Below are 20,054 nucleotides of genomic sequence, written 5' to 3' on the forward strand. Positions count from 1 at the left end.
GGCCGAGGCCCCGGCCGCCCGAGGCCGGGCCTGACGTGGTCATGCCCAGGGAGCCCCCGTCACGCTGTGGCGGGGGCTCCCTGCATCATGGGTCCATGCGTGCTGCTCGGCTGATCAAGATGGTGCTCCTGCTCCAGTCCAGGCCCTCCATGACCGCGGGCGAACTGGCCCGGGAGCTCGAAGTGTCCGAGCGGACCATCACCCGGGACGCCCAGGCGCTCTCCGAGGCCGGGGTCCCGGTCTACGCGGACCGGGGCAGGAGCGGCGGCTACCGGCTGGTCGGCGGCTACCGCACCCGGCTGACCGGGCTGGCGCGCGGCGAGGCCGAGGCGCTGTTCCTCTCCGGAGTACCGGGCGCGCTGCGGGAGATGGGCCTCGACGACGTCTCGTCCGCGGCCCGGCTGAAGGTGTCGGCGGCGCTGCTGCCATCGCTGCGGGACGCCCCGGACTCGGCGGCGCGGCGCTTCCATCTGGACGCGCCGGGCTGGTACCAGGAGCCGGAGACGCCCGAGCTGCTGCCGGTCCTCGCCGAGGCGGTCTGGGGCGACCGGCTGGTCGCGGCGCGCTACCTGCGCAAGGACACCGAGGTGGAGCGGGAGCTGGCCCCGTACGGTCTCGTGCTGAAGGCCGGTGTCTGGTACGTCTGCGCCTGTTCCCAGGGATCCTTCCGCGTCTACCGAGTGGACCGGTTCACCACGGCGGAGACCTTGCAGGAACGTTTTCTCAGGGATGAGACCTTCGATCTTCCCGGGTTCTGGGAGGAGCGCGCCGCGGAGTTCGCGCGCTCGCTGCTGCGTACGGAGGTCCTGATCCGGCTCTCGGCGGACGGCGCCCGGCGGCTGCCGTACGTCGTCGACCGCGAGGCCGCGCGCGAGGCGCTCGCCACCGCGGACCCGCCGGACCACCGCGGCCTGCTCACGCTCACGCTGCCGGTGGAGTCGGAGGACGTCGCGTACTCCCAGCTGCTCACGCTCGGCCCCGACGTGGAGGTCCTGGACCCGGCCCCCCTGCGCGACCGCTTCGCCGAGGCCGCGCGGCGGATGCGGACCCTGTACGGATGACCGGCCGCCGCCCGGCGGCGGCCGACCCGAACACCCGGCAACGAAACGGCTCACAATCCGTGGCTCGGCATGCGCCGCCCTGCCGCAAGCACGATGCTGGACCCGTGATGGACGAGACGGAGTTCTGGGAGATCGTCGACAGCACCCGCGAGATCGCCGAGGGCGACCCCGAGGACCAGGCCGATCAGCTGGTCGAGCGGCTGCTGCAGCTCGACCCCGACTCCGTACTGGACTTCTCGCGCCACTTCGAGTCGCGTTACAACCGCGCGTACCGCTGGGACCTGTGGGGCGCCGCCGCCGTCCTGCTCGGCGGCGTCAGCGACGACGCCTTCGACTACTTCCGCTGCTGGCTCATCGGCCAGGGCCGTGAGATCTTCGAGGGCGCGCTGCACGACCCGGACGCGCTCGCCGAGCTGCTGGACGACTTCGACCCGGACATCGACGGGGACGGCGAGGACCTGGGGTACGCGGCGGACGAGGCGTACGAACAGCTGACCGGGGTGGTGGCACCCGCCCTGGGCATCGCCTCGCAGCCCGCCGAGCCGGAGGGCACACCACTGGACTTCGAGGACGAGACGGCGCTCGCGGAACGCTTCCCCCGGCTCTCGGAGCGCTTCGGGGCGTAGTCGCGCGCCGCGCTCAGTCCGTCAGCGAGATGGCCATCAGCACATCGTCCACGTACGCGCCGTCGAGACAGAACTCCCCGGGCAGTACCCCCTCGACGACATAGCCCTCCTTCTCGTACAGCGCCCGAGCCGGCGTGTTGTGTCCCAGCACGCGCAGCGTGAGCCTCCGTGCGCCCTGGTTGCGCGCGTGCAGCGCCGCCGCGCGCAGCAGCGCACGCGCCACCCCGCGCCCGCGCGCCCACTCGTGGACCGCGAGCCCCTGGATCTGCCGTACATGCGCGTTGCTGGCGAGCGGCGTGGGCCGCACCACCCGTATGTAGCCGGCGATCCGCTCGTCGTCGACCTCGGCGACCAGGAAGTCCTCGGGCCGGTGCCGCTCGTCGAAGAACGGACCGTACGGCGGCTGCGGCCGGGGCGACACCGCGTGCAGCGACGACCAGGTCACCCGGTCGAGCTCGCCCAGGACACCGTCGTCGGAAGGGAGTGCGGGACGTATCTGTGCGTCAGACATGGCGCAACTGTGCCATGGGGCGTTCCCCGGGCAGGATGGGCCCATGAGGATCGCGATCACCGGTTCCACCGGGCTCATCGGTACGGCACTCGCACGCTCCCTTCGCGCCGACGGCCACGAGGTGGTCCGCCTGGTACGGCGCCCCGTCCGGACGGCCGACGAGGTCGAGTGGGACCCACTGCGGCAGCGGGTCGACGGCCACCGCCTCAACGGCTGCGACGCCGTGGTCCATCTCGCCGGAGCCGGCATCGGCGACCGCCGCTGGACCGAGGCGTACAAGAAGGAACTCCGCGACAGCCGAATCCTCGGCACCGCCACGATCGCGGAGACCGTCGCCACCCTGGACCAGCCGCCACGGGTGCTCGTGTGCGGGTCCGCCATCGGCTTCTACGGCGAGACCGGAGACCGCAAGGTGGACGAGAGCGCGCCTCCGGGCGACGGGTTCCTCCCCTCGCTCTGCGTGGAGTGGGAGGAGGCGGCCCTGGCGGCGGAAGAGGCGGGCGTACGCACGGTGTTCGCGCGCACGGGCCTCGTGGTCGCGCGCGGGGGCGGATCCTGGGGCCGGCTCTTCCCGCTGTTCCGGGCGGGCCTGGGCGGGCGGCTCGGCTCGGGGCGCCAGTACTGGAGCTTCATCGCGCTGCACGACGAGGTGGCCGCGCTGCGGCACCTGATCGACACGGAGACCCTGGAGGGCCCGGTGAACCTCACCGCGCCGGAACCGGTCACGAACAGCGAGATCACGGCGACGATGGGGCGCGTACTGCACCGCCGGACGCCGTTCCCGGTCCCGGCGGTGGCGCTGCGGGTAGCGCTGGGCGAGCTGTCGGCGGAGGTCCTGGGGAGCCAACGGGTGGTGCCGACGCGGCTGCTGGAGTCGGGCTTCAGGTTCGCGTTCCCCACGATTGAGGAGGCGGTGCGGGTGGCGTAGGTCCGGGGGTCCGTTTCGGCTCGGGCCGGTGGTCGGGTGCGGGTTGCCGCCGGGTGGCGCGGTGCGCCGTCCGGCGCGGGGGCGCTGTCCGCGACGCGGTTCGGCTGAGGCCGACGCGACTTCGGCCGGAGCGTTGTCCCGGGGGTCCGTTTCGGCTCGGCCCGGTGGTCGCGTGCGGGTTGCCGCCGAGTGGCGCGGTGCGCCGTCCAGCGGGGGCGCTGTCCGCGACGCGGTTCGGCTGAGGCCGACGCGACTTCGGCCGGAGCGTTGTCCCGGGGGTCCGTTTCGGCTCGGGCCGGTGGTCGCGTGCGGGTTGCCGCCGAGTGGCGCGGTGCGCCGTCCGGCGCGGGGCGCTGTCCGCCACGCGGTTCGGCTGAGGCCGACGCGACTTCGGCCGGGGCGTTTTCCGGGGGTGCGTTTTGGCCGGGGCCGGTGGTGCGGTGCGGGTTGTCGCCGGTGGTCGCTCCGGGCCTCGCGCCCGGGACTGCATGATGTACGGCGCGCAGCTGCCCTGACGATGGTTCGGGCGTCCGCGCGCCACACATCACGCTCTACGTCCCGGACACGACCCCTGCGCGCCCCCCTTCACCGCCCGTCACGGACTGGCGCGGCCGTGCGCGGGGGCGGGCGGGGGAGGCGGCGGCACACTCCCGTACCCGGCCGTGCGCGGGGGCGGGTAGGGGCGCGGCAGCGCCCGGGGGCGAGTGGTGGGGCCGACCGGGACGGCGATTGGCCGGGGCCGGCGGGCCGCACCCGACCCCACACCCTCACCAGGTCGGCGGGTTGCGCGGGCCCACCGGCGGGAGGGGGCGGGGCGCAGGAGGTGCGTGTCCGGACACTAAAGCGTGATGTGTGGCGCGCGGACGCCCGAACCATCGACCGGCCGGAGTCGCGCCGTACGGGGGTCCGGGGGTGTCCCCCGGGAAGACACAGCGTGCCGTCCGGACATGCGCCCCCGGAGGCCCCGGCTCCCGCCCCCAGCCGCACGAGACCGCGACCCGGCGACCGCCCCCCATGCATCGGTGACCCCCACCGCGCGCGGACGCCACCGCCCCCCCTCCCTCCCTACTCTCGACCCATCCGCGCCGACCTCGGGGAGGGGCACGTGCTCAGCACCGCACTCAGCACCGCGCACCACGCAGACGTCGTCATCATCGGAGCCGGTCTCGCCGGCCTCGCCGCGGCTCATCATCTGACCAGCGCCGGGGTGAGAGTCAGCGTCCTGGAGGCCGCCCCCCATGTCGGCGGCCGCATGGCCACCGACCGGGTCGACGGCTTCCGCCTCGACCGGGGTGGGCGGCTGCTCACCACCTCGTATCCGGAGCTGCTCCGCACGCCGGGTCTGGAGGGCGCCGCCCTGCGGATGTTCTCGCCGGGTGTGGTCGTGCACAGCGACGGGCGGAACTATCGGACCGGTGCCGTAGGGAGCGCGCGGAGCGCACTGACAGTGGCACGCGCCCTGGCGAGCGCCCCCCGCCCCCCGCTCGGCGGCGCGGTCGATCAGGCCCGGCTCGGCGCGGCCCTGGCGCGTCTCGCGGCGACGCCGACCACCCGGCTGCTGGCCCGTCCCGAACGCACCGCGCTGGAGGCCCTGTCGGTCCGCGGTCTGCCCGTACGTACCGTCAACGCCTTTGTCCGTCCGTTGCTGTCCGCGCTGCTCTGCGATCCGGAGCTGACCACGTCGAGCCGGTGCGCGGACCTCGCGCTGCGCGCGTTCGCCCGGGGCAGGCTGTGTGTCACCGCGGGCGGTTCCTCCGTACTGCCCGACCTGCTGGCGCGGACGCTGCCGGAGGGCACGGTCCGTACGGATGTGTGTGTCACGGACGCGTCGATCTCCGGTGTCACCACCAAGGAGCACGGCGAGATCACCTGCCGCTCGCTCGTGGTGGCGACCGGCGCGCGGGCCGCGGCCGAGCTGCTGCCGGGGCTGCGGGTGCCGGACTTCCACGCGGTGACGGTGCTTCACCACACCGCGCCGACCGCCCCGTTGGCCGATCCGGCGCTGCTGCTGGACGCCGACCGGAGCGGACCGGTGGCGCACACGGCGGTGATGAGCGCGGTCGACCCGTCGCGCGCGCCGGAGGGCCGTGTGCTGATCTCGTCGTCGGTGCTGGGGCCCCCTCCCCCGGCCGCGGTTCTCGACCGTACGGTCCGTGCGCAGCTCGCGCGGCTGTACGGGACGCCGACCGACGACTGGGAGCTGCTGGCCGTCCACCACGACCCGGAAGCGGTGCCCGCGATGCCCCCGCCGCACGATCTGCGGCGCCCGGTCCGGCTGTTGTCGGGGCTGTACGTGTGCGGGGATCACCGCGACACGAACACGGTCCAAGGCGCGCTGTTCTCGGGCCGGCGCGCCGCTCACGCGGTCCTGCGCGACCTGGGCGTGCGCCCCGCGTACGGGCCGGTGCGACTGCCGGCGGTGGCGTAGTCCGGCCGGCGCGCGCCCGTGCCCGCGCACCGCGAAGGCTCCGGTCCCGTCCGGGCGCCGACTCACCTCGGACGGGACCGGCTCAACTCCCGTCGGGCGCTGCCCCGTTCAGCCCAGCGCCGCGACGCGGTCGCGGTAGTTCCGTACGGCCGCCGCGTCCCGGTACGGCTCCAGCCGTCGTTCGAAGTCCCGTACGTACTCCACGGCGCGCGCCGAGCGCATCTCGGTGGCCGCCTGCGCCGCCTCCGCGCCCAGCAGGCACGCCTGGTCGAGCTCGCCGAGGCCCAGCCGGCCGCAGGCGAGCACGACGCGGCAGAAGAGACGGCTGCGCGCGAACGCCGGGGAGCGCAGCTGGAGCGAGCGTTCGGCGTGCTGCACGGCGGCGCGGTACTGCTGGAGATCGCGGTGGCAGTGCCCGAACTCGTCGGCGAGCTGCGCCTCGTCGAAGAACCGGGCCCAGTGCGGTACGTCGTCGCCGGGGCGTGCCGCCTCCAGGGCGCGTTCCGCCCGTACGAGTGAGGCCGTACAGGCCCGTACCTCGCTGAGGACTCCATGCCCCCGGGCCTCGGCGGAGTGCAGCAGCGCCTGGACGACCGGGGGCGCGGACGCGCCGATGCCCTGCTGGGCGACGCGGGCGAGCTGGACGGCTTCCCGGCCGTGGCCGAGGTAGACCGCCTGGCGGCTCATGGTGGTCAGGACGTATGAACCGTACGCGCGGTCACCCGCCGCCTGGGAGAGCCGCAGGGCCTGGACGAAGTAGCGCTGGGCGAGGCCGTGGGCGGCGATGTCGTACGAGGTCCAGCCCGCGAGGCGGGTCAGATCGGCCGCGGCGGCGAAGAGTCTGCGCCCGGTGGTCTCCCCGTACAGGCCGCGCAGCATCGGCTCGGCCTCGTGCTCCAGATAGCGGACGAGCGCCTGCCGGGCGTGGCCGCCGCCGTAGGCGTGGTCGAGGGTGCGGAAGAGGTCACCGACCGAGCGCAGGGCCTCGATGTCCCCCGCGGTGACCCGCTGGCCGGCCGCGCGTTCGGTGCGCTGCCGGGGGACGGCCGGGGACGCGGGCCTCCCCTGGGTGGGCACGCGGGTGCCGTTCTGCGGGACGGCCGGCGGGTGGGCCACTCGCTCGTCGGGGCGCCCGATCAGCCAGTCGCGGCTGGGGACGACGAGGCCGGCCGGGGTGAACGCGATCTTGCGCAGTTCGCTGTGGCTGCCGGAGTCCTTGCGCCAGAGTCCGCCGACGATGTCGACGGCTTCCTCGGGGGTGGACGCGAATTCGAGGCCCGCGTAGACGGGCGCGCAGGCGTCCAGGCCGAGATCCTGGGCGGAGAGCCGGCGGCCGAGCCGGCGCGTGAAGACCTCGGCGATCAGTGCGGGGGTGGTGCCGCGTGGTTGCTGTCCGCGCAGCCAGCGCGTCACCGACGTCTTGTCGTACCGCAGATCGAGGCCGTGCTCCAGACCGAGCTGATCCACCCGGCGGGCGAGACCTGCGTGGGAGAAACCGGCTTCTGAGATGAGCGCGGCGAGCTGGCGGTTGGGGATGCGCTGCGGAGGTCGTTCCGACATCAGCTGTACGGTCTCCTGCCTTCCGGGCCCGGGGAGCAGCCCTCATGGAACGGCGCGAATTTAGTAGCAGTGACCGGTTTCACCGGCAGCTTCGCCCCATATTCATCCGTTCGTGTGAGGATCGATGGCGTTGCTGACAAGCGGGCGGCGGCGGGGTGGCAGGGGTCGCGTGGGCGGCCCGCCGGAGGCCCGGTGGGAGCCCGGTGGGAGGTGCGTGGAAGGCGCCCGGAAGCACCTGCCCGGCTCACCGCCGAGGGCCCGCCGTACAGTGGCGAGGGCGCGATACGTGCACGGTGAAGGTTCCGAAGGAGGCACTGCCGTGAGTGAGCTGCGGTACATCCGCCTGGGATTCGGCGCGGAGTCCGTCGAGTACCAGGAGGCATGGCAGGAGCAGCGCCGGGTACACGCGGCCCGCTTCGCGGACGAGATCCCCGACACCTGTCTGCTGCTTGAGCACCCGCCGGTCTATACGGCCGGACGGCGTACGGCGGACAACGAACGCCCGCTGGACGGCACCCCCGTCGTCGATGTGGACCGTGGCGGGAGGATCACCTGGCACGGCCCCGGCCAGCTGGTGGGCTACCCGATCCTGAAGCTGCCGCGCCCGGTGGATGTCGTGGCGCATGTCCGCCGGCTCGAAGAGGCGCTGATCCGTACGGCCGCCGAGTTCGGCCTGGAGACGTCCCGGGTCGAGGGCCGCAGCGGGGTGTGGGTGCTCGGGGATCCGCTGGCGGAGCGGCCGGCCGTGGGCGGGCTCTCGCTGGACTTCGATCCCCGGGTGGCGGACGAGGAGTTCGACCCGCGGCTGAACGGCCCGGAGTACGCGCCGTCCAACGCGGGCCAGCGCCGGGAGGACCGCAAGCTGGCGGCGATCGGTATCCGGGTCGCCAAGGGCGTGACCATGCACGGCTTCTCGTTCAATGTGAACCCGGACAACACCTGGTTCGACCGGATCGTGCCGTGCGGGATCCGGGACGCGGGCGTCACCTCCCTGGCGTACGAACTGGGCCGGGACATCACGGTGGAGGAGGTCGTCCCGGTGGTGGAGAGGCATCTGCGGGACGTACTGGACCACGCGGAGCCCAAGCCGCGCGAGATCGAGCGGGAGAGCGAGCGCGCGAGCGCCTAGGCTCCGTCCGTTCCCTTCCGCTTCCGTTCCGGTCCGTTCCCTTCCCTGGGCCGACCGGGGGAATGTGTCCCTCTGGCCACGGGTTGGCCAGACGTAATGCCGCACAAATATCGGGCGTAACCTGGTGTTCGCCGAAGAATCGAATGCCGCGCCAGCAGAGAGAGGTGCCGGACGTGTCCGCTGTCGCACCCGACGGACGCAAGATGCTGCGCCTGGAGGTCCGGAACAGCCAGACCCCCATCGAGCGCAAGCCCGAGTGGATCAAGACCCGGGCGAAAATGGGTCCCGAGTACAAGCAGCTGCAGAACCTCGTGAAGAGCGAGGGGCTGCACACGGTCTGCCAGGAGGCGGGCTGTCCGAACATCTTCGAGTGCTGGGAGGACCGCGAGGCGACCTTCCTCATCGGCGGTGACCAGTGCACCCGGCGTTGTGACTTCTGCCAGATCGACACGGGCAAGCCCGAGGCGCTGGACCGCGACGAGCCGCGCCGCGTGGGTGAGTCCGTCGTCACGATGGACCTGAACTACGCCACGATCACCGGCGTCGCGCGCGACGACCTGGAGGACGGCGGCGCCTGGCTGTACGCGGAGACCGTGCGCCAGATCCACGCGCAGACGGCGGGCCGCGAGAGCGGCGCCACCAAGGTCGAGCTGCTCGTGCCGGACTTCAACGCCGTGCCGGAGCAGCTGGCCGAGGTCTTCTCCTCCCGCCCCGAGGTGCTCGCGCACAATGTCGAGACGGTGCCGCGGATCTTCAAGCGGATCCGCCCCGGATTCCGGTACGAGCGCTCCCTCGAAGTGATCACGCGCGCCCGTGAGGCGGGACTGATCACCAAGTCCAATCTGATCCTGGGGATGGGCGAGGAGCGCGCCGAGGTCAGTGAGGCGCTCCGGCAGCTGCACGAGGCGGGCTGCGAGCTGATCACGATCACGCAGTATCTGCGTCCGTCCGTACGACACCATCCGGTCGAACGCTGGGTGAAGCCGCACGAGTTCGTGGAACTGAAGGACGAGGCCGAGGAGATCGGCTTCTCGGGTGTGATGTCGGGACCGCTGGTGCGGTCGTCGTACCGCGCGGGCCGGCTGTACCAGCAGGCGATGGAGCGGCGCGGCGCGGCGGTCACCGCCCAGGCCGGATAAGGGATCCGGGCCTCGGCCAGGCTGTGTGAATCCGAGCACAAGTGGCTACCAGGCAGTAGAGACGATGCGCCGCGCGGCTCGTACTCCCCCGCAGGTCATGGGGTGTACGAGCCGCGTCGGTGTGTCCGGGGGCGGTCCGGGGGGCACGTCAGGGTTTCATTCGCGTTTGACCGGTCGGTCACGCACTGGTAACACCAGTGCGTGACCCTGAATGCACGTTCCGCGTACAGGTGTCCGCGTCTTCGCCTCTACGTTCACGTTCACCTTCACCGCTCCTGAAGGGACCGCCGCCATGCAGGTCGCGCCGGTACGACCCGTCTCCGAAGTGGTGGCGGCAGCCACCCCACGCACCCGCATGGTGCTGCCCTCCGTCTCCACCGCCCTGCGCGCCGTGGAGTCCCTGCTCCTGAGCGGCGGCCAGCGCACGGCCCGCCGCAACGCCTGGACGGCCGTGCTGGAGGACCGCCGCAGGGCCAAGGACCGGGTCGAGGCGGAGCATGTACTGGAGGCGGTGTCGGAGGCCACTTCCCACGCCACGTAAACTTCTGGGCATGGCGAGGAAGGAAAACGCAGACACTGCTGCGAACCCGGGGCGACTGAAGCAGATCGCCCTTACCTACAAGATGACCCGGCGGGCCGACTCGAAGGTCGGTCTTGTCGTCGCTGGTGTGGGAATCGTCACCTTCGGTGTCTTCCTCGCGGTCGGCTTCTTGATCAACCACCCCATCTATCTGGGCATCCTGGGCTTCATCCTGGCGTTCCTCGCGATGGCGATCATCTTCGGCCGCCGCGCCGAGCGAGCCGCCTTCGGGCAGATGGAGGGCCAGCCGGGAGCGGCGGCGGCCGTCCTGGAGAACGTCGGACGCGGCTGGACGACCACGCCCGCGGTGGCGATGAACCGCAACCAGGACGTCGTCCACCGGGCCGTCGGCAAGGCGGGCATCGTGCTGGTGGGCGAGGGCAACCCGAACCGGGTGAAGGGGCTGCTGGCGGCCGAGAAGAAGCGGATGGCGCGCATCGTGGTGGACGTGCCGGTGCACGACATCATCGTCGGTGACGGCGAGGGCCAGGTGCCGCTGAAGAAGGTCCGTACGACGATGCTGAAGCTGCCCCGGGTGCTGGCGGGCCCGCAGGTGACGGCGGCCAACGACCGGCTGCGGGCGATGGGTGACCTGATGAGCAATATGCCGCTGCCGAAGGGGCCGATGCCGAAGGGCATGCGGATGCCGAAGGGCGGCGGAAAGCCGCGCTGATCTCCGCGCGCACGAGGGTCGGCAGACATTCAAGAGGGCGGTCCGGAACGCGAGTTCCGGACCGCCCTCTCTCTTCTTTGTCTCTGGCCGCTGCCCCCAAGGGCCGCCAGGGGCTACATCCGCACCTGTACGGCGCGGGCGAGGCGGTCGTGGAGCCCGCGCGCGTCGCGGTCCCAGATCAGCGCGGGGATGGCCAGGCAGAGCAGGACGCTGCGTACGAGCGCGCGGCCGAACCCGATCCGCTCGCCGCTCTCGGTGATGACCCGCAGGCCGAACAGGCGCTTGCCGGGTGTGAAGCCGACCGTACCGAGGGTGAGCACGCTGAGTACGAGAAGGACGCCCAGGGCCCAGTTGCCCGATGCCTGCCAGTCACCCCGGGCGAGCAGCCCGTATGCGATCAGCAGGCAGAGCGCCCAGTCGGTGAGGAGGGCGCCGAAGCGCCGGCCGAGCGGGGCGACGGAGCCCGGTCCGTGCTCCGGCAGACCGAGCCGCTCACCCCGGTAGCCGAAGTCGACACCCATGTCCTCGGCTGCCGCGCGCGGTCCGGAAAGCCACGATCCGATTGCTTGCCTGTTGTCCACCCGTCCACGGTACTGCGACCTGTTTTCGGCCCCGGGAACGGGGGGTACGCGGGTGTCGACGTAGGCGCCGTACGCCCCGGCGCGCACCCGGGCTGGTTAACTTCGGCGAAACAAATGGGTCATGCTGGAGAAATCCCGGAAACCTATGGTCGGGTCCAGCGTGTGCCACCGCACTGGCCGCACGACCGATAACCCCCGCCCCTCCCCGGGTCGGGAGGAGGAGGAGCTGGATGTTCCAGAACGCCGACGAGGCCAAGAAGTTCATCGCGGACGAGGACGTCAAGTTCGTCGACGTCCGTTTCTGCGACCTTCCTGGCGTGATGCAGCACTTCACGATCCCGGCGAAGGCGTTCGATCCAGCCGAGGAGCTGGCCTTCGACGGCTCGTCGATCCGCGGCTTCCAGGCCATCCACGAGTCGGACATGGCGCTGCGCGCGGACCTGTCGACGGCCCGTGTCGACGCCTTCCGCCGTGACAAGACGCTGAACATCAACTTCTTCATCCACGACCCGATCACGGGCGAGCAGTACAGCCGCGACCCGCGCAACATCGCCAAGAAGGCCGAGGCGTACCTCGCCTCCACCGGCATCGCGGACACCGCGTACTTCGGCCCCGAGGCCGAGTTCTACGTCTTCGACAGCGTGCGTTTCAACACCACCGCGAACGAGGGCTTCTACCACATCGACTCCGAGGCCGGCGCCTGGAACACCGGTGCGATCGAGGACAACCGCGGCTACAAGGTCCGCTACAAGGGCGGCTACTTCCCGGCCCCGCCGGTCGACCACTTCGCCGACCTGCGCGCCGAGATCTCCCTGGAGCTGGAGGCGTCCGGCCTCCAGGTCGAGCGCCAGCACCACGAGGTCGGCACGGCCGGCCAGGCGGAGATCAACTACAAGTTCAACACGCTGCTCGCCGCGGCAGACGACCTGATGCTCTTCAAGTACATCGTGAAGAACGTCGCCTGGCGCAACGGCAAGACCGCGACCTTCATGCCCAAGCCGATCTTCGGTGACAACGGCTCCGGCATGCACGTCCACCAGTCCCTGTGGCAGGGCGGCACCCCGCTCTTCTACGACGAGCAGGGCTACGCGGGCCTCTCGGACACCGCCCGCTACTACATCGGCGGCATCCTCAAGCACGCCCCGTCGCTGCTGGCCTTCACCAACCCGACGGTGAACTCGTACCACCGCCTGGTCCCCGGCTTCGAGGCCCCGGTCAACCTGGTCTACTCGCAGCGCAACCGCTCGGCGGCCATGCGCATCCCGATCACGGGCTCGAACCCGAAGGCCAAGCGCGTCGAATTCCGCGCCCCGGACCCGTCCTCGAACCCGTACCTCGCCTTCTCGGCCCTCCTCCTCGCCGGCCTGGACGGCATCAAGAACAAGATCGAGCCGGCCGAGCCGATCGACAAGGACCTCTACGAACTCGCCCCCGAGGAGCACGCGGGCGTCCCCCAGGTCCCGACGTCCCTCCCGGCGGTCCTGGAGGCCCTGGAGGCGGACAACGAGTACCTCCAGGCCGGCGGCGTCTTCACGTCGGACCTGATCGAGACGTGGATCGACTACAAGCGCACGAAGGAAATCGCCCCGATCCAGCTGCGCCCGCACCCGCACGAGTTCGAGCTGTACTTCGACATCTAGAAGGCGGGGCCGGGCAGCCTGGGCCGAAGCTCAGGAAACTGGCTGTGAACTGCAAGAACTCTCTTCATTAGTTCCCAGCTGTTTTCCGCCCCGTGTGCGCCGAGTGTGCATCGCCCGACCCACACCCTGACTTGGTGTCAGAACCGCAACGAGGGCCGCTACCTCATAGTCCAGAGGTGGCGGCCCTCGTTGGCTCGTGTGTGGCCCCTGCGTCAGACGACGGCTGGTGTGCGTCAGACGACGACCTGGTTGGCGTGCATCTTGGCGATGTCGTCGGCGTCGTAGCCCAGTTCCGTGAGGACTTCGTCGGTGTGTTCGCCGAGCAGTGGGGCCGCGGTGATCGTGGGGGCGAAGGTGGAGAATTTGATCGGGCTGCCGACCGTGAGATACGTGCCGCGCTCGGGCTGGTCGACCTCGACGATCGTGCCGCTGCGGCGCAGCGCGGGGTCGTAGGCGACTTCCTTCATGCTGAGCACCGGTGCGCAGGGGATGCCGAACGTGCGGAGGATGTCGACCGCCTCGTACTTGGTCTTGTCGGCCAGCCATTTCTCGATGTCGGCGAAGATGTCGAAGAGGTGCGGCTGGCGGGCCTCGGCGGTCTTGTAGGCCGGGTCGTCGATCCATTCGGGCCGGCCGAGCGCCTGGCAGGTCTGTTCCCAGTCCTGTTCCTGGATGGTGAAGTAGATGTAGGCGTTGGGGTCGGTCTTCCAGCCCTTGCACTTGAGTACCCAGCCGGGCTGGCCGCCGCCGCCCGCGTTGCCGCCGCGCGGCACCACGTCGGTGAACGTGCCGTTCGGGTACTGCGGGTACTCCTCAAGGTAGCCGACCTTCTCAAGGCGCTGCTGGTCGCGCAGCTTGACCCGGCACAGGTTGAGTACGGCGTCCTGCATCGACACCGACACCTTCTGGCCCTTTCCGGTCCTCTCGCGGGCCAGCAGCGCGGTGAGGATGCCGATCAGCAGGTGCATCCCGGTGTTGCTGTCGCCGAGGGCCGCGGCGCTGACCGTCGGCGGGCCGTCCCAGAACCCGGTGGTGGAGGCGGCGCCGCCGGCGGCCTGTGCCACGTTCTCGTAGACCTTGATGTCGGACCACGGCGAGTCGTCGTTGAAGCCCTTGACGGAGCCGTAGATCAGGCGTGGGTTGAGCTCCTGGATGTGTTCCCAGGGCAGTCCCATGCGGTCCATGGCGCCGGGTGCGAAGTTCTCGACCAGCACGTCGGCCTCACCGATCAGCTTCTCCATGACCTCCTTGCCCTCAGGGGTCTTGGTGTTGATCGCGAGGGAACGCTTGTTGCTGTTGAGCATGGTGAAGTACAGCGCGTCGGCGTCGGGGATGTCGCGCAGTTGGTGACGGGTCACGTCACCGCCGTTGACCCGCTCCACCTTCAGCAGGTCCGCCCCGAACCAGGCGAGCATCTGGGAGCATGCCGGGCCCGCCTGGACGCCGGAGAAGTCGATCACCCTGATCCCGGTGAGTGGCAGGTCAGTACTCTGCGACTGGTCAGTCATGGTGCGTTCCCTTCCGGGAGGTGGGCGGTACGAGCGGGCCGCCGCCGGGCGCGCTCACTTCTTCTTCGCCGGGGCCTCGGGGGCGGGGGCCGTGACTCCCTGCGGGTTGAGGTTGGTGAGGTGGCCGCTCTCGGTGCCGGCGGTGGGGTCGATCACGCAGTCGATGAGGGCCGGACCGCCGGAGGCCAGTGCCTCGGTGAGGGCGGTCGTCAACTCGGCGGGCGTGGTCGCGTGGTAGCCCTTGCCGCCGAACGCCTCGATCAGACGGTCGTGGTGGGCGTGGAGCATCAGGGTGGTCGGGGACGGATCGGCGGAGGCGGCGTTGGTGCCGTCGCCGCGGTAGACGCCGCCGTTGTTGAGGATGACGACGACGACGGGCAGCCGGTAGCGGCATATCGTCTCCAGCTCCATGCCGTCGAAGCCGAAGGCGCTGTCGCCCTCGACCGCCACGACGGGGTCGCCGCTCTCGACGGCGGCGGCGATCGCGTATCCCATGCCGACCCCCATGACGCCCCAGGTGCCACTGTCCAGCCGGTGGCGCGGCTGCTGCATGCCGAGCACGTTGCGCGCGAAGTCGAGCGCGTTCGCCCCTTCGTTGACGACGTAGGCACGGGGGTGCTCGTGCAGCACGTCACGTATCGCCCGCAGCGCGCCGTAGAACTGCATCGGGTGCGGGTCGGCGTCGAGGTGCTCCGCCATCTTGGCGGCGTTGTGCGCCGAGCGCTCGCCGAGCTCCTGCCGCCACCGCGCGGCGACCTGTATCCGGCCGGGCTTGGCCCGCTCGACGAGTGCCTCCATCACCGATCCGATGTCTCCGACCAGCGGGGCCGCGATGGGCTGGTTGCTGTCCAGCTCGGTGGGCTCGATGTCGACCTGGATGAACTTCGCGTCGGGGTTCCAGTGCGGTGGTTCGCCGTGGGCCAGAAGCCAGTTCAGCCGCGCGCCGACGAGCATCACGACATCAGCCCGGCGCAGCGCCAGCGAGCGGGCGGCGGCGGCCGACTGCGGGTGGTCGTCGGGCAGCAGGCCCTTGGCCATCGACATGGGCAGGAACGGCAGGCCGGTGGTCTCGATGAACTCCCGGATCCGCTGGTCCGCCTGGGCGTACGCGGCGCCCTTGCCGAGCACCGCCAGCGGCCGTTCGGCGCCGGCCAGCAGCTCGATCGCCTGGTCCACCGCCTCGGGCGCGGGCAGTTGACGCGGCGCCGGATCGACGACGCGCCACAGCGAGGCCGCGCCCGTCGCGGCGTCCACGACTTCGCCGAGCACCGCGGCGGGGATGTCGAGGTACACGCCGCCGGGGCGGCCGGAGATCGCGGTACGGATCGCACGGGCGACGCCGCGGCCGATGTCCTCGACCCGGTCCACCCGGTAGGCGGCCTTGGCGAACGGTTTGGCCGCGGCCAGCTGGTCGAGTTCCTCGTAGTCGCCCTGCTTGAGGTCGACGATGTGCCGCTCGCTCGACCCGGAGATCTGGACCATCGGGAAGCAGTTCGTGGTGGCGTCCGCGAGCGCCACCAGCCCGTTGAGGAAGCCGGGGGCGGATACGGTCAGGGCGATGCCCGGCCGTTTGGTCAGGAAGCCGGCCGCCGCGGCGGCGTGGCCCGCGTCGCTCTCGTGGCGGAAGCCGATATAGCGGATGCCCGAGGCCTGCGCGACCCGGGCCAGGTCGGTGACGGGGATGCCCACCACCCCGTAGATGACCCGCACATCGTTGAGCTTGAGCGCGTCGACGACCAGGTGGAACCCGTCGGTGAGGGGCATGGCGCCGGCGGTCGCCGTGCCGCCGGGCGCGGAAACGGTTGCCATGATCCAATGCCCTCCGTGTCGTAATTACTCCTTTTGGCCCTATCCTTCCACTAGCGATGGGATGTCGCCTGGTCTCCCGTGGAGTCGTCCGCCCTCACCGTCCTGAACAGCCGTTCGGAGCCGATGAGCGGCGGCTCCGGAACGGGAACGGCGCAGCTCGGGGAGCGGCGCAGGCTCGGGAAGCGGCGCAGGCTCGGGAAGCGGCGCAGGCTCGGGGAGCGGCAGAGGCACCAGTGGCCTGGTGCGAGGAGGTGGTGGTGGCCGTGTCCATACCGACCACGGCGTCCGTGTCAGGCGCCGAACCGTACCGGCCCCCGGAGCTCACCGGTCTGGCCGACCTGCTGGACGAACAACTGCGGGAGCGGCCCGGAGCCCCGGCCCTGGTCGTCGGCCAGGACCGGGTACCGCTGACGTACCGCGCGCTGGACGGCCTGATCGAGCGGGTGGCCGGCCGGCTGGGGCGCGAGGGGCTGCGGCGCGGCGACGCGATCGCCCTGACCGGCGGCAACACCGTGGAGTTCGTCGTCGCGCTGCTCGCCGCGGCGCGGGCCGGGCTGGTCGTGGCGCCGCTGGACCCCGCGCTGCCCGAGTCCCAGATGTCCGCCCGGCTGTGGGCCCTGGGGGCGCGGGTCGTCGTGGTCGGCGCGCCTGCGCTGGAAGCGGTGCCGGTCGCGTGGGGGGCTGTGCCCGGCTGGATCCTGCGGATCGACACCCCGCGCGCCGGGCGCGTGCACGTCGCCCTGGATACGCGGGGCCACGCCCCGGGAACCGGGGGTCACGCCCCGGATGCCGGGAGCCGCACGGCGCACAGCGCCCCGGGCGCGGCGCAGCGTACGGCAGCGGACACAGCGGCGCCCCGCACGGCGTCGGACGCGGCGTCGGACACAGTTCCCCGCACGGCGTCGGACGCGGCCTCGGACCCAGCGCCCCGCATCACGTCGAGCCTTTCCGCGGCGGACGCCCTGGTGCTCTTCACCGCCGGCACCACCGACCGGGCCAAGATGGTGCCGCTGACCCACGCCAATGTCGCGGCGTCGGTACGGGGCATCTGCGCCGGCTACGAGCTGGGGCCCGCCGACGCGACGGTCGCCGTGATGCCCCTCTTCCACGGTCACGGGCTGCTCGCGGCGCTGCTGGCACCGCTGGCGACCGGTGGGTGTGTGCTCCTGCCGGCCCAGGGGCGGTTCTCGGCGCACACCTTCTGGGACGACGTGCGGGCGGGCGGCGCCACGTGGTTCACCGCCGTCCCGACCATCCACGAGATCCTGCTGGAGCGGGCGGCGCGCGAGTATCCCGGGCCGCGGGTGGCGCCGCTGCGCTTCGTCCGCAGTTGCAGCGCGCCCCTCAGCGCCACGACCGGCCGGGCACTGGAGCGCACGCTCGGGGTGCCGGTCCTGTCCGCGTACGGGATGACCGAGTCCACGCACCAGGCGACCAGCCAGCGGCCGCCGGGGCGCGGAACGCGGAAGAGCGGGTCGGTCGGCCGGTCCACCGGGGTGGACCTGAGGATCGTCGGCCCGGACGGGAAGGACCGCCCGCCTGGCGCGGTGGGGGAAGTGTGGGTACGCGGCGCCACGGTCACCCGCGGCTACCTCGGCGATCCGGCGGAGACGGCACGCGGCTTCACCGACGGGTGGTTCCACACCGGCGACCTCGGCTCCCTGGACAGGGACGGCGAACTCGTCCTCACGGGCCGGATCAAAGACCTCATCAACCGCGGCGGCGAGAAGATATCCCCCGAGCATGTCGAGGAAGTGCTGAGCGGCGGCCCCGGCGTGGCCGAGGCCGCGGTCTACCCGGTTCCGGACGCCACGTACGGGCAGCGCGTCGGCGCGGCCGTGGTCACCCGCGACGGCGCCGGCCCCGACGCCGAACAGATCCTGGCGTACTGCCGGGACCGGCTGGCGCCGTACGAGGTGCCCGACCGGCTGGAGATCACCCGCGCGCTGCCGCACACCGTCAAGGGCGCGCTGGACCGGCAGGCGGTAGCGGAGCGGTACGCGCACTGAGCAGGCGGTAGCGGAGCGGTACGCGCACCGAGCGCCCGTACGACGTCACCCCCCTGCCCCGAACCGCGATGTCGTCACTCCCGGAACCGCGAACACGCGTCACCCCCGGAACCGGGAGCACGCGGCCTCGTTGAGCGTTCACCTTCACACCAAACCCCGACACTCCCATGCAAGTCATGCCAACTCATGGTGAATCGGTAGACACTCTTCTCGCCGGCCGGCAGCCGAAACCGCCTGTCGCGGCTCGCCCCAAACCCGCGTGAACTCACATCAGTTCGTCGTGAAAGCACATCAGTTCGCCCTGTCCGGCTCGTGCGGTCCTCAGGCTTCGCGAGCATGGCACGCCACCCCCAGAGAAAGACCGTCATGCGCTCATTTTCCAAGGTGACCGGGTTCTTCGTCGGCCTGGCACTCGCGGTGACCTGGCTGTCCGGCTGTAACGCGCCCCCGTCCGAGCAGGCGGCGCCCGGCGCGTTGGCGGCCGCCCGTGAGGTCAGAGGTGCGGATCTCCAGGATCCGCCGGAGGTGGTGAGCCACCATGGGGTGCTGCGGACCACCGTCGTGGTGGAGCGGCGCAAGGTGTGGGTGGGCGACCGCCGGCTGTGGGCGTTGACCTACAACGGCCGCTATATGCCGCCCACACTCCGCGCCCGGCCCGGCGACCGCATCGAACTCGCCATGGTGAACCGCGTCAAGGCGAAGTCGCAGGGCGTCGGGGCGGACACGAACCTGCATGTGCACGGGCTCCATGTCTCGCCGCGTCAGCCCGCCGACGACATCTTCATCTCCATCAAGCCCGGTACGACCTACAACTACTCGTACCGGCTGCCGCGGGACCTCACGCCGGGCACGTACTGGTACCACTCGCACATCGATATGTTCTCGGCCGGGCAGGTCGCCGGCGGCGAGTCGGGCATCATCGTCATCGACGGGCTGCGGAAGTATCTGCCACCGTCCCTGCGCGATGTCACCGAGCATGTGATCGCCCTGAAGGACAACCAGATCCAGGGCGACGAGATCAAGATCAATCCGCTGTCCATCCAGGCGCAGACCAACCGCACGGTCAACGGCCAGCAGAACCCGGTGATCCGTATCCGACCGGGCGAGACCCAGTTGTGGCGGCTCGCCAACATCGGCGCCAATATCTACTACAAGCTGCACCTCAAGGGCTTCACCTTCCATGTGATCGCCCAGGACGGCTATCCCGTCCACAAGATCTACTCCACGAAGACACTGATCGTCTCGGCCGCCGCCCGGTACGACGTCCTGGTGCAGGCCGACCGGGCGGGCACCGCCGAGTTGGAGACACTGCCGTTCGACACCGGACCGGCCGGCAACACCTTCCCGCGGGTGAACCTGGCGACGGTCGTCACCGGCGGCGCGCCCGTGGCCCGGACCGGCATCCCGTCCCGCTTCGGACCCTTCGTCGACCTCTCCCACGCGAGAATCGCGGACCGCAAGACGATGGTGTACACGGAGCAGGCCAGCCCCGAGAAGTACTTCATCAACGGAAAGTACTTCGACCCGAAGCGCGTCGACTTCGTCTCCCGGCTCAACACCGTCGAGGAGTGGACGGTGCGCAACGACACGGAGGAGGACCACTCCTTCCATCTGCACACCAACCATTTCCAGGTGATGTCCCTGAACGGGAAGGCCGTGGACCCCGCCCACGCCTGGCAGGAGACGGTGAACATCCTGCGCAAGCAGAAGCTCGTGCTGCGGGTCCGCTTCTCGGACTTCACCGGGCGGACCGTGCTGCACTGCCACATCCTCAACCACGAGGACATGGGCATGATGTCCGTGCTGAACATCGTCGACGGGCCCACGGGCCACGGGAAGGGCGCCGGACACTGACGCCCTGCCCGTCCAGGG

16 protein-coding genes are annotated in these 20,054 nt (G+C 71.1%); 11 read left to right on the plus strand and 5 right to left on the minus strand.

Features of this window, described 5'->3' with window-relative positions:
• The first annotated feature begins 95 nt into the window (after positions 1-95).
• On the plus strand, positions 96-1,061 hold the full coding sequence (locus ACZ7LS_RS01240) for a helix-turn-helix transcriptional regulator (protein ID WP_382664085.1): 966 nt from the start codon (positions 96-98) through the stop codon (positions 1,059-1,061).
• A gap of 107 nt (positions 1,062-1,168) precedes the next feature.
• Positions 1,169-1,687 carry a DUF4240 domain-containing protein gene (locus ACZ7LS_RS01245; protein WP_385136102.1) on the plus strand — a complete coding sequence of 173 codons (519 nt, stop codon included), beginning with the start codon at positions 1,169-1,171 and terminating at the stop codon, positions 1,685-1,687.
• A 13-nt stretch (positions 1,688-1,700) separates the two neighbouring features.
• On the opposite strand, the gene ACZ7LS_RS01250 is transcribed toward ACZ7LS_RS01245, so the two are convergent.
• Positions 1,701-2,198: a GNAT family N-acetyltransferase gene (locus ACZ7LS_RS01250; RefSeq protein ID WP_382664087.1), complete on the minus strand. Its 498-nt coding sequence runs from the start codon at positions 2,196-2,198 to the stop codon at positions 1,701-1,703.
• A gap of 43 nt (positions 2,199-2,241) precedes the next feature.
• On the opposite strand from ACZ7LS_RS01250, the gene ACZ7LS_RS01255 reads away from it, so the two are divergent.
• Both ACZ7LS_RS01255 and ACZ7LS_RS01260 read left to right on the plus strand, forming a co-directional pair.
• Positions 2,242-3,126, plus strand: a complete 885-nt coding sequence (locus tag ACZ7LS_RS01255) for a TIGR01777 family oxidoreductase (RefSeq protein ID WP_382518723.1) — start codon at positions 2,242-2,244, stop codon at positions 3,124-3,126.
• Positions 3,127-4,231: 1,105 nt separating this feature from the next.
• The gene (locus ACZ7LS_RS01260; protein ID WP_385136048.1) at positions 4,232-5,554 is read left to right on the plus strand and encodes an NAD(P)/FAD-dependent oxidoreductase; all 1,323 of its coding nucleotides are present in this window, start codon (positions 4,232-4,234) and stop codon (positions 5,552-5,554) included.
• A gap of 108 nt (positions 5,555-5,662) precedes the next feature.
• Here the strand turns inward: ACZ7LS_RS01260 and ACZ7LS_RS01265 are convergent, their stop codons facing one another.
• On the minus strand, positions 5,663-7,114 hold the full coding sequence (locus ACZ7LS_RS01265) for a regulator (RefSeq protein ID WP_382518718.1): 1,452 nt from the start codon (positions 7,112-7,114) through the stop codon (positions 5,663-5,665).
• Between the two features lie 319 nt (positions 7,115-7,433).
• On the opposite strand from ACZ7LS_RS01265, the gene lipB reads away from it, so the two are divergent.
• The 4 genes from lipB to ACZ7LS_RS01285 all read left to right on the plus strand — a co-directional run bounded on the left by lipB (position 7,434) and on the right by ACZ7LS_RS01285 (position 10,635).
• On the plus strand, positions 7,434-8,243 hold the full coding sequence (gene lipB / locus ACZ7LS_RS01270) for a lipoyl(octanoyl) transferase LipB (RefSeq protein ID WP_382518715.1): 810 nt from the start codon (positions 7,434-7,436) through the stop codon (positions 8,241-8,243).
• A gap of 173 nt (positions 8,244-8,416) precedes the next feature.
• Complete coding sequence (gene lipA, locus ACZ7LS_RS01275) at positions 8,417-9,382, plus strand: lipoyl synthase (protein ID WP_365970857.1); 966 nt, start codon at positions 8,417-8,419, stop codon at positions 9,380-9,382.
• 292 nt (positions 9,383-9,674) lie between these two features.
• Positions 9,675-9,923 (plus strand): SCO2195 family GlnR-regulated protein, encoded by a 249-nt coding sequence (locus ACZ7LS_RS01280; RefSeq protein ID WP_453641042.1) that lies wholly within the window; start codon positions 9,675-9,677, stop codon positions 9,921-9,923.
• Between the two features lie 10 nt (positions 9,924-9,933).
• Positions 9,934-10,635, plus strand: a complete 702-nt coding sequence (locus tag ACZ7LS_RS01285) for a DUF4191 domain-containing protein (protein ID WP_356507087.1) — start codon at positions 9,934-9,936, stop codon at positions 10,633-10,635.
• A 113-nt stretch (positions 10,636-10,748) separates the two neighbouring features.
• Here the strand turns inward: ACZ7LS_RS01285 and ACZ7LS_RS01290 are convergent, their stop codons facing one another.
• Positions 10,749-11,216 (minus strand): RDD family protein, encoded by a 468-nt coding sequence (locus ACZ7LS_RS01290; protein WP_382518711.1) that lies wholly within the window; start codon positions 11,214-11,216, stop codon positions 10,749-10,751.
• A gap of 230 nt (positions 11,217-11,446) precedes the next feature.
• Here ACZ7LS_RS01290 and glnA point away from each other — a divergent pair, with 230 nt between their 5' ends.
• Positions 11,447-12,856 (plus strand): type I glutamate--ammonia ligase, encoded by a 1,410-nt coding sequence (gene glnA, locus ACZ7LS_RS01295; protein WP_382518708.1) that lies wholly within the window; start codon positions 11,447-11,449, stop codon positions 12,854-12,856.
• A gap of 233 nt (positions 12,857-13,089) precedes the next feature.
• Here glnA and frc read toward each other — a convergent pair whose 3' ends face one another.
• Both frc and oxc read right to left on the minus strand, forming a co-directional pair.
• On the minus strand, positions 13,090-14,364 hold the full coding sequence (gene frc, locus ACZ7LS_RS01300; RefSeq protein WP_385130163.1) for a formyl-CoA transferase: 1,275 nt from the start codon (positions 14,362-14,364) through the stop codon (positions 13,090-13,092).
• A 54-nt stretch (positions 14,365-14,418) separates the two neighbouring features.
• The gene (gene oxc, locus ACZ7LS_RS01305; RefSeq protein ID WP_385130161.1) at positions 14,419-16,173 is read right to left on the minus strand and encodes an oxalyl-CoA decarboxylase; all 1,755 of its coding nucleotides are present in this window, start codon (positions 16,171-16,173) and stop codon (positions 14,419-14,421) included.
• Positions 16,174-16,436: 263 nt separating this feature from the next.
• On the opposite strand from oxc, the gene ACZ7LS_RS01310 reads away from it, so the two are divergent.
• Together ACZ7LS_RS01310 and ACZ7LS_RS01315 are read left to right on the plus strand one after the other, a co-directional pair.
• Positions 16,437-18,182: an AMP-binding protein gene (locus ACZ7LS_RS01310; protein ID WP_382968162.1), complete on the plus strand. Its 1,746-nt coding sequence runs from the start codon at positions 16,437-16,439 to the stop codon at positions 18,180-18,182.
• A 366-nt stretch (positions 18,183-18,548) separates the two neighbouring features.
• The gene (locus ACZ7LS_RS01315) at positions 18,549-20,036 is read left to right on the plus strand and encodes a multicopper oxidase family protein (protein ID WP_382664107.1); all 1,488 of its coding nucleotides are present in this window, start codon (positions 18,549-18,551) and stop codon (positions 20,034-20,036) included.
• Positions 20,037-20,054: the final 18 nt, after the last annotated feature.

The sequence above is a fragment of the Streptomyces sp. NPDC039430 genome, assembly GCF_055639435.1.